Genomic DNA, 12,045 nt, shown 5'->3' with positions numbered 1-12,045 from the left:
CTAATTTAAACCGTATTATTTCTATGCTATGTAATAATGAAATTATCACTATCAGATAGTGTTTTAATTCTCTTTACGGGAGAAATCAATAACCAAATTACTCCAATCATATATCCTAAAGAAATCAAAAAAATGGCTATTTTAAAATTGATGAAGCTACCTAAAAAACCGCCAAACATTCCACCCAGCGGCATTGCTCCCCTAGTTATGAAGCGATTACTAGCATTGACTCTACCTAGCAAATTCATAGGAGTAATATATTGTCTTAAACTAACCTGACTTATAAAGTAAACCGTATTCCCAAATCCAATCAATATTTGTCCTAGTATTAGACAAGTTATGGCTACAATTATTTGACCTCCTGCAAGTGAACAAATCATTGCACCTAAAAAAACCGCTACAACAGAAGTTATAATAGTAGAACCAATACCCATTTTATTTGAAAGTCTAGTGGATATACTTGCTCCTAAAAGTCCACCTATACTCCCCAACCCAATAATAATGCCAATCTGTTCTGTCCTTAATCCAACATATTTAATAATAAATAATAAAAAAAGTGTATCAAATGCAGTCCTAAAGAAATTTAGAGTAGCAGTAGAACCTGATAAAGAGATTAAAATTGGATGTTTCAGCAATACTTTTAATCCTTCTTTGATTTCTAGGATAACACTTGTTCTTTTTTCAGCCTTTGTTTTAGGTTCAGCAATTTTGATTTTATATAAAAATAGAGAAGAAACGATGTAGCAGATTATATCTATTATTATCGCTATAGGCGCAGTAACAATTGAAATAAGGTACCCACTAATAGAAGGACCAGAAACTTCCAATACTGAACGACTTATTTCTAACTTACTATTTCTTTCAGACAAATGTTTTTTTGAAACAATTAAAGGCAAAAATGATAGGTATGCTAATTCAAAAATCATAGAGAATGTTCCCGCTATAAAAACTACTATATAAAATAAAGTTAGGTTTAAAAAATTAAATATTGACCCTAAAGGAATAATAATTAAGGATGCCGCTGTCATCAAATTACAAAAAATTAATATGTTTTTTTTCCTATTTCTATCTATCCAAACACCAGCAAATAAACTAAACAAAAAAAACGGAATTGTAGCTACTGCTTGGAAAATACCCATTTGAGTTGAATTTGCATTTAAAAGATATATTGCCGTTAAAGGCAGTCCAATAACAGTAATTTGTGAACCAAACATTGAAATAGTTTGACCTGTCCAAAATAATCTAAATGCCTTATTCGATTTTAATAAAGCGTTTTTATCCTTTTCAACCATATTATTTGCACCTTATCCTCTCTGTCTTCTTAGTATGTAACAAAAGATTTGAGCACTTCTGATAAGTTTGTTAAACCTGTTTCAGGTCATCGTATTTCTTCTATAATAAACAATCAAAATTTCATCGTATTCATTATTTATAATAAAGTTAGACTTCATCAAGCAAAGGTTTTCTTGATCCCCTACTGAATATTAGCTAAAATAATACAGGCTAACGTTGATCCCCACTTTTATAACCAGCACTGTCTTACTTTGACTTCTATTCAAGATGAATGCTCTAATTACCTTTTTCCAAGACTTCTTATGTGAAAATCGTACTATCATCTAAGTTGCTTTGTGCTTTTGCATTTTTGTCGCAAATATTAATATAGGAACACCTAGTATTGTGATAAAAGAAAGCGTACAGAAAGTAGATAGGGAATTTTCAATACCATAAAAAGATAGTAATAACCCTCCTAAAGAAGGAGCAATTACGTTTCCTAACCTGCTTAATCCCATTGCACCAAAATATGTACTTTTCATTTTAGGGTTTGCTAATTCATCGGTTAAAATATCTAGCATTGAAAAGATCAGAACTTCTCCTATGGTAAAAATAATGATTGTTCCTATGAATTGAAATAAGTTTGATGATAGAGCCATAAAAATTAAACTAACACTAATTAAAACGTTACCTAAAATAATGGAATTTACTGGAGAAATTTTTTCATCAAACTGACCATAGGATATTGGACAATTAAAGCTGTTATCGCATTTAAAGACAAAATGATAGAATAATACCCTGCCCCTTCTTTCATTCTCATACTTAAATATTGAGGAAAGGTAGAGTTTAAGTGAGCATATCCCGAAATCGAAAAAATAACGCCCAATAATATAAATAAGAAATGTTGATCTTTTCGGATAACTTTGAATACATTCTTCAAGGTGTTTTTTTCATCTTCTAATTTAAATTTTGATGGCAATATTTGAGAACGTTGAAGAGATAAAGATAATCCATACAACAGATAAACTATGCTAGTGATTAAAAAAGGGTAGGAGGTCTTACCTGAACCAAGATATAATCCCAAAACAGGACCAATGACTACCCCTAGATTAATCGCAGTATAGCGGAAATTAAATATTTGTAAACGACTTTCTTCTTTCGTTATATCGGATAATAACGCTTTAGAGGCTGGCTCAAATATCGAATAGCAAATTCCATTTAACGCATTTAAGATAAAAAAGGATATTACTGAATCAGCTACAAAAAAGCCCGCGAAAACTACTGACCATAATAAAGAACTTATAATCATCGTTTTTCTTTTATCGATTAAATCTGAAATATACCCTCCAAAGAAGGCTGAGATAACTCCTACTAGCGAACTAATTGCTATAATTAGCCCTGTTAAAGTTGGAGAAACTCCTTTGATCTGAATTAGATATATGGATAAAAAAGGAATACTCATAGAGGTTGATATTCGGCTAATTAAAGTTCCGAAAATAATATTCCAGCCCAATGGAAGCATTTGTAAGATTCCTTGTTTCAAATAGACCCCTCCATCATTTTCAGTATAGCTTACACTTTATTATTATTGCATTATTTAGAAATTTTGCTCTAAAATGTTAGTAATTATTAACTTTTTTAACAATTAAGGGGGCGTACAGGATGAATGTTCAAATTGGTTCTATCATCCGAGAAATTCGAATAAATAAAAACATTAAATCGAATGTGCTTTATAAAGAGGCATTATCTAGACCCTCTGCGGTAAAGTTCGAGGCAGGAGAAAGTGATACCACAGTTGAAAGATTTTTAATAATTCTCGATAGGTTAAACATTACTTTAGAAGAATTCGCATCTATCTATAAAAAAGGGGAAAATCAAGATCTATCTTTTACTTCTAGTTATACACAAGCTTTTTATAAAAAGGACATAACTACATTGAATGCGATCGTTGAATCAACTCAGCAATTGTATAAATCATCTAAGAATCAAAAATATTTACACTATGGTGCCATTGTCAGTCTATTAATTGACACAGTTCAAGGAAATTTTTGTCATAAAGAGGCAAAGGAAATCCTGCAAGATTATCTAATGAGATGTGAGACATGGGGATATTACGAATTGACTTTATTTATTAACACACTAAGTTTTTATTCTAATGAATTAATAGATATCGTTTATAGAAACGCAAAGAACAATCTTTTAAAATATAATCGATTGCCTCGTTATCGTAACGAATTTTCGGTTTTGTTGTTTAACATCCTAGAGAAAAAAATTTCTAGTGCCGATTATCGTTATTTAGAAAACTATTTAGAAGAACTATCGAATTTTAAAAACCAAAATAAAGATATTATGTATTTCCAAGCTATGGTCACTTACTTTACAAACCTTATAAATATAATCAGAATAAAGACATAAAAAGCAATATACAAAGTATTGAAAAAATGATTTCTATATTTAATTTTCTTGATATGGATTTTAAAGCCGAACAATGTCAAATTCTTTTAAATAGCACTTTGAAGCATAATCAAATCCATTATGATTCAAAACCAGTTTAGTAAAATAATGAATAATTGTTTGGTTCATGTAAATAGTATCATTTTTCCATTTCACTAATAGATGGTAATTTTCTTAGAATCGGATATATTGCCCAATATAATGCTACTATCGAGAAGGCAACACCTCCTAATGTGTAAACAGTTGTAACCGACAAATATTTTGAAAGTAATCCACCACTAAAGGAGCCTAATGGATAAAATAAAACCACTGCACTACTGAACCATGCAAACACTCTTCCTAACATAGATTCAGAAACCATATTTTGTATTAAAGACGTCATTAGAACATTGTTTATACCAACTGGAATAAACGATAAGCCAAAAAATATTATGGTGAAAATAGGAATTGATGAACAAACTGAGATAAACCAAAAGATACTAGAAAGGCTATATAAAATAATACTAACTTTTCCAATTGGATATTTACTTAATTTAGGCGCAATAATTGATCCTAATAATATAGCTGCTGTACTAGCTAATAATAGATAACCGTAGTATGAAGTCGAGGATAAATGATCCGCAAACTTTGGAAGAATAGCTGTTACCATTCCAAAAATAAAATTACCTGTTATAAAAGGAGGTATTAATTTTGGAATAATAGTTTTTAGCACATAAAATTGTCCCTCTTTTAACTCCTTTATATAATTTGATGCAGCTTGTTTTAATGACATCTTTTGCGTATTTGGTTCTGCTATATTTTCTAATATGATTAATCTAAAAAAAATCGCTGCAATTAAAAATGTGGCTACATCAAAAATAAAAACATTAATGGCACCAAATTTCGTAAGAATATAACCTGATAAACCCATGAAAATAAAGTCTGTTCCTTGATATGCAAAGTTCATCAATGCGTTACCTGATAATAATTGTTCATTTGAGACCAACTTTGGTAAAGCAGCCTGTTGTGCTGGATAAACAATTTGCTCTATACAACTAGCAGTAAACATGATCATAATAATCAACCACACATTTAATAGATCCAATATGTATAACATGGGTATTAAAGAAACTATGCATGCTTCTATTATTTGCGTATATACAAGTATTGACTTTAATCTCCAGCGATCTACAAGGGGACCTACCAGAAAAGAACACGCACTAGGTATCATAATTACTCCCCCTGCTACGCCAGTATAAAATGCATCTTTTGTCAATTCATATATTAAATACATTGTTGCTATAGCATATAGACTATCTCCAAAATTAGTAATCAAGCGACCCAAAAACAGAAATCTAAAATTTTCATTTTTCTTCAACGTTCAAATCGCATCCAATCGTTTAAATTTTTTTTAACGTTACAACGATTATGTACGTTTGAAATATTATTGTCAATGCTATATAGTGATGAAAGAGGTGAGATCAGTGGATGAAATCAATAATTTCGGTAAACTATTATTTGATAAAAAGGTAATGAAAATATTGGAAGTCACAAAAGAACAAGGCTTAACCATAAAAGAGATTGCCGAAAAAATAAATGAGTCACCATCAAGTTTGTATTATCCAGTAAAAAAAATGATGGATGCCAAAGCATTAATAATTGTTAAAGAAGAAAAGGTAAAAAATTTACTAGAATATTATTATTCTAGTAAACATTTATATATGAATGGGAACTTGTCATTTGAGGGTGATATGCTGGCCTTAAATTATGAGGAAATCATTCAACAAACTCTATTTGAAGTAAATAGAGCTATCAGCAATTTAAAAGATGATGTGATGAAGTATACTCGGGATTCTAATCATCATGAATGTACTGCAGAATTAAATTTAGCCACTAAGAAGCTTTCTTATAAAGATTGGAAGACATTAAATCAACAGATAAGAGAACTAATAGAGAATTTTGAAGAAACGGATAAAGATGGTGAAAAATATAATCTTATACTGGCTAGTTATAAATCTAGTGGAAATAGTTGAGAATCACCAGGATATTATTATTTTATACAATCACCTGATCAATCGTTTCCTCAAATTTTCCTTATCAATTGATCATGCAATAAAGATAGCGCAATGGATATATTTTATGAAAATATTTTTTTGTTTATGTTACCTAGCATATGCCTTTTATATAAAGTCATCTGATATCAGTCATGAAACAAATAAGCCTATTGCTTCTATAGATTGCTTTAAAATTTGAAGGGATTTCATGACATCCTTTTCTACTTCCAGTGAATGATTCGCATCTGGTATCACCACGATTTGATGATTGGCTAAGGATGTTATTTTCTCTGGATCATAATGAGGATCTGAACTCCCTATGATTACTAAGCTATGGTATTTAGATTGCTTTAAATTCATATACAGTCTATTCATGGACAATACCGGTGTTAAGCTCATAAATTTAACAGGCACATGAAAATTTTGCTGCATATAGTGATTGACAATCGGAATGGTCCCCAGAGATTTGCCGATGAATGCGATTTCTTTATAAGACACTTCTCTTAATTGAGTAATGACAACTTGATTCACCAGTTCATATATTGTTTGTGAAATCATTTCATCTGACTGTGCAAACAAATCTTTTTCGAAGGAATAATGGATTTGTATCACATCATATCCCTTTTCCACCATGAGTTGTGTGGCATAATAAAGAATTGGTTTATCATATGTATAGCCGGTTCCTGATAATATGAAGCAAATTTTGCTGTTTTCTGCTCCAAACATGGTGCAACTTACATGATTAATCTTTAACTTTTTCCCCTTCATCGTCCATTTATCTCCAATCCTATTTTTTGTTTTTAAGCTTTTCATTTGGTTTCTATTAATGGATTCATTTTATCTATAAACCTATAAGATAAAATGGATTTAATAAAAAATCGAATGTTGGTCTAGCCCTCATTTTTAATCCACCACATGTATGAGCCTCCTACTATTTAGCCACTCTATTGTACTTTTATTTTACCGTTCTTGATCTTATTTGGTTTGTGTGCAAACTGATTTAAGAAATTATTCTATTTGAATCAATTTCACAATGCAAAATTTAGATAGAAAACACGAACATTTTAAATCAACATGAACATTAATATTCAGAAATTTTTGTTTCGCTCCAGACGGCGCTTTCCACGGGCTTGGCTTCAATCTCCTCGGGTCGACACGATGTTGACCCCGAAGCCGTTGCCACAGGACGTGGCGAACTTAGGCTTTGTCCCTTAAAACGTTCCTGCGGGGCTTTCCGCTCAAGCTTTTCCCGTAGGACTTTGAATAAGCCTCCTTGAACTCACACCGCACGAAGGAAATGCGCATGCATTTTCGAGGAGTCGCCGTCTTCCGCTCCACAACTATCAAAATTAAATGTTCGGATTTTTTAAGAAGAAAATGATTTATGAAATTGATTCATTTAAAATACCATTCTAATCGTCAATCACAAGCTATGGTATTGAACCTTATCAATACTTATTATACAAATATCCCTAAAAACCTTGTTGTGTTGTCATTTTTCTGGATTAGCATTGCATGTGATAGACCATTATTTCTAATAAAAATGACAAATTTGTCTATTATGTTAAATTCAAAATGACTATAACAAGAATGCTACATTTAGATGAAAGTTCGTACTATGATGATATGAAACTGTAATGTTAGCCAAATTTCACAATGATACAATCATTTTAGAGGAAATGCGATTAAAAATATCAAAAAATTAGCATCCAGCATTTCAGTTACTCATTAAGTAAAGCCTCACCATGTGAGGATCTTAATGCGAGATCACTTACGTCTCGTTGTAACTACGTTCGGATTTTTAAGTTTGCTCAGGGAAGCACCTCTTCAAAATCCGTGACATTCGCCGGTGGTTTTGTCCCTACTCTATCATTCCAATAAACTATTCAACTTCGCATTTTCTCTATTTTTTATAAATACATAAGTGGGAGGACTAATTTTGCAAAAGTCATATCATCATTTTTCTAAAATAATGATCATTACATTGACAGCATCACTTACTGTTCCAGCTATAAATGCCAATGCTGAGTCATTAGATACACTGAAAAAGCAGCAACAACAAGTCAACCAGAAAAAATCAAATCTTATTTCGGATATTCAATTAAAATCCAATAAAATTCAGGAAAACAAATTACAACAGGATCAGTTTATGAATCAGATCAAAAAATTGGATCAGCAAATTATCAAAACAGATGAAAAAATAAGTGTCCTATCATCAAAAATCGAAGTCTCAAAAAAAGAAGTTCGTCAATTAAACGCTTCTATTCAGCAATTAGAAAAGAGCATTCAAGAACGTGAAGATTTACTTAAAGATAGGGCTCGAGCTATTCAAGAAAATGGGCATTCAATCAATTACATAGATGTACTTTTAGGCGCAAATAACTTTGCAGATTTTATAGATCGTATTTCTGCTGTAACGACACTTGTTGAGGCAGACCACAATATTATTCAGGCACAGTTCAATGATAAAAAGAAATTAGCAGTTCAACAAAAGAAACTCAAACAAAAACTAAAAAAACAACAAGAAAATTATCATCAATTAAAAAGTTTAAAAACTGAACTTGATCAGCAAAAACTAGAAAAAAATAAGCTGATCGACCAATTAGAAAAAACACAGAAAGAATTGATCTCTGAAAAAAATTTAAAAGAAAAGGAGTATTCAGAAACACTCTCTATTAGTAAAGACGTACAAAATAATATCAAAAAAGAACAAGCACGCTTGACAGAAATTGCCCGCCAACAAGCGGAAGCTAAAAAGACAAATACCAATTCTACTAGCTCTTCTCCTTCGACTTCAGAAAGTGCAACTACCCAAAGTACGCCATCTGTATCCAGTGGAACTTGGACAAGACCCACAACTGGCCGCATAACTTCCAACTCAGGTGTACGTGATATTGGAGCAGGTGCTGAAGTTCACTATGGACTTGATATTGCAAATGCGGAAGGTACACCTATAGTAGCTGCAGCAGATGGTGTAGTTTTCCGAGCAAGTCCTTTATCAACCTATGGCAATGTTATTATGATTACACATTCTATTAATGGTCAAACTTATACAACTGTCTATGCCCATTTAAGTGGCTATAAAGTTCATGTTGGACAATCCGTGAAAAAAGGTCAGCTAATCGGTTATATGGGATCAACAGGTCGTTCTACTGGAAGCCATTTACATTTTGAGATGCATGATACACCTTGGCAAGGACAAAAAGTAGGACTGATCAATCCATTGCGCTACATTTCTTTTTAGAATGATGGCATAAAGATATATTCTTATGTATATAATCATTTGTAGATTCAAAACAAGGCCTATATGTTCCAGATTAGGGACTTAAAAAGATGTAAGGGCGAATACAATTTCCAAAAGAGCAAATAAAAAGGTCAAAAGAGCGAATAAATCGCCCAAGATAGCAAATAAACCTATGTAAAGAGCGAGTAAACACCAAGAAAGAGCGAATTTATCACTTTTTATTGTTTCGAGACAAAATGAAAAGAAGCTGAGATCCATATCTCAGCTAAATCAAAAAAATCGTTATTTAAAACTATGCTCCTGGCGGGTTCTCTCGGAGCTCAACCTAATACTCGTTTTTCTCACAAAGCTATATCTTAATAATTATTGTTGTTATTTGAAACTATCTTCCCTAGCCTTTTGTGCTGCTTTATCAGCCTTTTCTTTTTCCTTTATATCTATTTCATGTTGGCGTCGTTGATTTTTCTCTTGAAGGTGTTCAAGTTCTTCTTCACCAGCATATTCCATAGCCATCTCTGCTTCACGTATATTGTTTTTCGTATTTTCAATCATACTTTGTATTCTTAAACCACTAGTAGATCGATCATTTGAATCTGGGCGATGTTGCTTCGTCATTTGTACTCCCCTCTCATTATTTTCAATTTGTAATATTAGTTTGTGTGTAAATCATTTCTTTATACAGCACCAAAGGCTGTGATCGCAAGTATAATGGCATCACAGCTTTCTGTATTTTTATCGATATCCCTTTTTTCGTGCCGCCGTTTCGTCTTTCACTTCTTCAATCAATGCATCAATAGATTGTTTACGACGTTTATTTTTTTCTTTGATCTGTTGAGCTTGTTCGGGATCTGCAAATTCTTTACTTATTTCCGCTTCTTCAATATTTTCTCTTGTATTTTCAACCATTTGTTGCAAACGTTCCACATTATTAGATCGATCATCAGGTTTTGGTGTTTGTCGATGTGACATTCAGTTTCCTCCTACATCTTGTAGATTACCTGATTAGTTTGATGTACTTTGTCCATTTTATACATCATGTTGCAGTGGATAAAATCCTATTATTTGAACACATTAACTTCGGGAGGTGAAAATCGATGCCAAAACAAAATGGTTATAAGGCTAAAAATAAAAAGAATCACAATAGCAAATTCCGCAATCCAAAAGATACCAATACGCAGGACATCCCCGATAATTTTCGAGCAGAATTTGCCGCTGAATGGAGAGAAAATGCGATTGAAAATATCAACAAACAATCAAATGATCAAGTAGATAAATAATGGCATGTATATTGATTAGGATATTTTGTGAACAAAATCGGCTAATCAAATGCCTGAAATAATGACAAATTATGAACCATCTCTTTTTTAAAAACACTTAAAATAAACCATTTTTTATAAAAACTATAAATAGGATTTGCCCATTCTAAAAGAAAAATAGTATGTTAGGGACCATTCTAACATACTATTTTTGATGGAACGCCTTTAACAAACATCAAAGATACATAGTTCTTACTATTTCTCATTCATTGGTCTAAAGACAAATCATTTGTATGATGTATGATTAATCCATAGATTAAATCCTTTTGCAGATATAATATAACCAGAAGTTTTTTTATCTCTAGCTGCTTTTGGAACAACAATTAAGATTACAAAATGAATATAGATAAAGATAGCGAGGTAGTTTAGGTGCAGAATGGCTTACTTGCTAAAAATAAAAATTACCGAATGATTTGGCTTGCAGGGAGTACAAGCAAATTAGGAGATTGGTTCAATCAAGTAGCTCTAAGTCTTATAACATTGTCTATGACCAATTCGGCTTTATCGATGGGATTCGTTCTTTTGTGTAGATCTCTTCCAGGAGTTTTGCTTAGTCCTTTATTAAGTCCTTTAGTGGATAAGTATTCAAAAAGGATAATTATGTATACATGTGATCTATTTCGTGCTGTTTTTGCCTTATTTTTTGCTTTTGCTTACATAACCAATAGTGTGTCCTTGCTATTTATCGGTGCGATTTTGTTAGGGCTATCTGGAATGATGTTCAATCCAGCGCAACAAGCCTCTATTCCACTACTAGTAGCTCATAAAGATTTACCAAACGCCTATGCATTGAATTCGAGTATGTCAGGGATTATCAGTGTAGTAGGTGCGCTATTCGGCGGCGTTGTATCTTCAATCGTTAGCCCAATCGTATGTTTTTTAATCAACTCTTTTTCCTATATGATTTCAGCTTTTTTTATCTATCTTACAAAGTGGGAAGAAGAAAGAATCACCTATGAAAAAAAAGAAACATATGCTGATGCACTAAAAGTTGGATTTCATGAAGTAAAAAGAAATGACTATGTTCGTTCAATCATATTAATCGGAATCAGCTGGGGATTTGCCGGAGGAGCTTATTATATTGTTGTCCCATTATTAGGTAAATCCATTTACCAAATGGGCGGGTTAGGAATAGGATTGCTTTATTCAATTGATGGATTGGGAATTATACTTGGTGCAATAATCGTTAAAAAGTTTATAGGAACAAATAGGAAACGCGTAAATCTTGCATATGGTGTTGCTTATGTAACACAGGCTATATTCTTTACTTTACTTACACAATTCTCTTCAATTTTTACAGGGATTATGATGATTTTATTCATGCGAATAAGTTCTGGGATTATTATACCCTTGGACTCATTTATTTTACAGAAACATACGAGATCCACAATAAGAGCACGTGTATTTTCCATTCATGATTCCACTTACTCGGGGTTTATGCAATTATCTTATATTGTTTTTGGTTTTTTGTTTGAAAAGTTGGGGATATCATCTGTCGGTTTATTTGCAGGATCAATTTCGCTATTATGTGGATTTTCTTGGTTGTTGAAGTTAGGAAAGAATAATGATCTATGAAAGCATTTGCTTTTAGGATTCAAAACATGTTTCCTTTCTCTCTTTCCGAAAAGTGTGTTTTTTTACAACTAATATGAATTTTAATAGACAAATGTAACTGGTCCAGATTTTTTGACCTGCTCGAAAAAGTTCCTCTTCAGTTATCCTCCCT

At 32.1% G+C, this 12,045-nt stretch carries 12 protein-coding genes; 5 read left to right on the top strand and 7 right to left on the bottom strand.

Annotated elements, in window-relative coordinates:
• Window positions 1-26: 26 nt before the first annotated feature.
• The 3 genes from FEU33_RS05870 to FEU33_RS05865 form a co-directional block, all read right to left on the bottom strand.
• The gene (locus tag FEU33_RS05870; RefSeq protein ID WP_146548483.1) at window positions 27-1,292 is read right to left on the bottom strand and encodes an MFS transporter; all 1,266 of its coding nucleotides are present in this window, start codon (window positions 1,290-1,292) and stop codon (window positions 27-29) included.
• A 324-nt stretch (window positions 1,293-1,616) separates the two neighbouring features.
• The gene (locus FEU33_RS19085; RefSeq protein ID WP_244951036.1) at window positions 1,617-1,937 is read right to left on the bottom strand and encodes a hypothetical protein; all 321 of its coding nucleotides are present in this window, start codon (window positions 1,935-1,937) and stop codon (window positions 1,617-1,619) included.
• A 41-nt stretch (window positions 1,938-1,978) separates the two neighbouring features.
• Window positions 1,979-2,815 carry an MFS transporter gene (locus tag FEU33_RS05865; protein WP_244950975.1) on the bottom strand — a complete coding sequence of 279 codons (837 nt, stop codon included), beginning with the start codon at window positions 2,813-2,815 and terminating at the stop codon, window positions 1,979-1,981.
• A gap of 119 nt (window positions 2,816-2,934) precedes the next feature.
• On the opposite strand from FEU33_RS05865, the gene FEU33_RS05860 reads away from it, so the two are divergent.
• Entirely contained in the window at window positions 2,935-3,687 is a 753-nt protein-coding gene (locus FEU33_RS05860) for an Rgg family transcriptional regulator (RefSeq protein WP_146548482.1), read from the top strand.
• 178 nt (window positions 3,688-3,865) lie between these two features.
• Here the strand turns inward: FEU33_RS05860 and FEU33_RS05855 are convergent, their stop codons facing one another.
• Entirely contained in the window at window positions 3,866-5,083 is a 1,218-nt protein-coding gene (locus tag FEU33_RS05855; RefSeq protein ID WP_146548481.1) for an MFS transporter, read from the bottom strand.
• A gap of 106 nt (window positions 5,084-5,189) precedes the next feature.
• Between FEU33_RS05855 and FEU33_RS05850 the strand changes: the two genes are divergently transcribed.
• A complete protein-coding gene (locus tag FEU33_RS05850) occupies window positions 5,190-5,738 on the top strand; it encodes a winged helix-turn-helix domain-containing protein (RefSeq protein ID WP_146548480.1) in 549 nt (182 codons plus the stop codon).
• A gap of 171 nt (window positions 5,739-5,909) precedes the next feature.
• Here the strand turns inward: FEU33_RS05850 and FEU33_RS05845 are convergent, their stop codons facing one another.
• On the bottom strand, window positions 5,910-6,527 hold the full coding sequence (locus FEU33_RS05845) for a hypothetical protein (protein WP_146548479.1): 618 nt from the start codon (window positions 6,525-6,527) through the stop codon (window positions 5,910-5,912).
• 1,171 nt (window positions 6,528-7,698) lie between these two features.
• Here FEU33_RS05845 and FEU33_RS05840 point away from each other — a divergent pair.
• Window positions 7,699-9,003, top strand: a complete 1,305-nt coding sequence (locus FEU33_RS05840; RefSeq protein ID WP_146548478.1) for a murein hydrolase activator EnvC family protein — start codon at window positions 7,699-7,701, stop codon at window positions 9,001-9,003.
• A gap of 372 nt (window positions 9,004-9,375) precedes the next feature.
• Here FEU33_RS05840 and FEU33_RS05835 read toward each other — a convergent pair whose 3' ends face one another.
• Window positions 9,376-9,618, bottom strand: coding sequence for a small acid-soluble spore protein Tlp (locus FEU33_RS05835; RefSeq protein ID WP_146548477.1), 243 nt, complete (start codon window positions 9,616-9,618; stop codon window positions 9,376-9,378).
• 117 nt (window positions 9,619-9,735) lie between these two features.
• Window positions 9,736-9,972: a small acid-soluble spore protein Tlp gene (gene tlp, locus FEU33_RS05830; RefSeq protein ID WP_146548476.1), complete on the bottom strand. Its 237-nt coding sequence runs from the start codon at window positions 9,970-9,972 to the stop codon at window positions 9,736-9,738.
• Between the two features lie 125 nt (window positions 9,973-10,097).
• On the opposite strand from tlp, the gene FEU33_RS05825 reads away from it, so the two are divergent.
• Window positions 10,098-10,280, top strand: a complete 183-nt coding sequence (locus tag FEU33_RS05825) for a hypothetical protein (RefSeq protein WP_146548475.1) — start codon at window positions 10,098-10,100, stop codon at window positions 10,278-10,280.
• A gap of 408 nt (window positions 10,281-10,688) precedes the next feature.
• Window positions 10,689-11,894 carry an MFS transporter gene (locus tag FEU33_RS05820; protein WP_146548474.1) on the top strand — a complete coding sequence of 402 codons (1,206 nt, stop codon included), beginning with the start codon at window positions 10,689-10,691 and terminating at the stop codon, window positions 11,892-11,894.
• The last annotated feature ends 151 nt before the right edge of the window (window positions 11,895-12,045 follow it).

Source organism: Rummeliibacillus suwonensis (assembly GCF_007896435.1).
GTDB lineage: Bacteria > Bacillota > Bacilli > Bacillales_A > Planococcaceae > Rummeliibacillus > Rummeliibacillus suwonensis.
The sequence above is the reverse complement of the archived record's forward strand: the minus strand, read 5'-3'. Positions and strand labels throughout refer to the sequence as shown.

Excerpts from the sequence above, each read along its gene's own strand:
- FEU33_RS05870 (WP_146548483.1), bottom strand. The coding sequence starts at position 1,292 with ATGGTTGAAAAGGATAAAAACGCTTTATTAAAATCGAATAAGGCATTT.
- FEU33_RS05860 (WP_146548482.1), top strand. The coding sequence starts at position 2,935 with ATGAATGTTCAAATTGGTTCTATCATCCGAGAAATTCGAATAAATAAA.
- FEU33_RS05845 (WP_146548479.1), bottom strand. The coding sequence starts at position 6,527 with ATGAAGGGGAAAAAGTTAAAGATTAATCATGTAAGTTGCACCATGTTT.
- FEU33_RS05835 (WP_146548477.1), bottom strand. The coding sequence starts at position 9,618 with ATGACGAAGCAACATCGCCCAGATTCAAATGATCGATCTACTAGTGGT.
- tlp (WP_146548476.1), bottom strand. The coding sequence starts at position 9,972 with ATGTCACATCGACAAACACCAAAACCTGATGATCGATCTAATAATGTG.
- FEU33_RS05825 (WP_146548475.1), top strand. The coding sequence starts at position 10,098 with ATGCCAAAACAAAATGGTTATAAGGCTAAAAATAAAAAGAATCACAAT.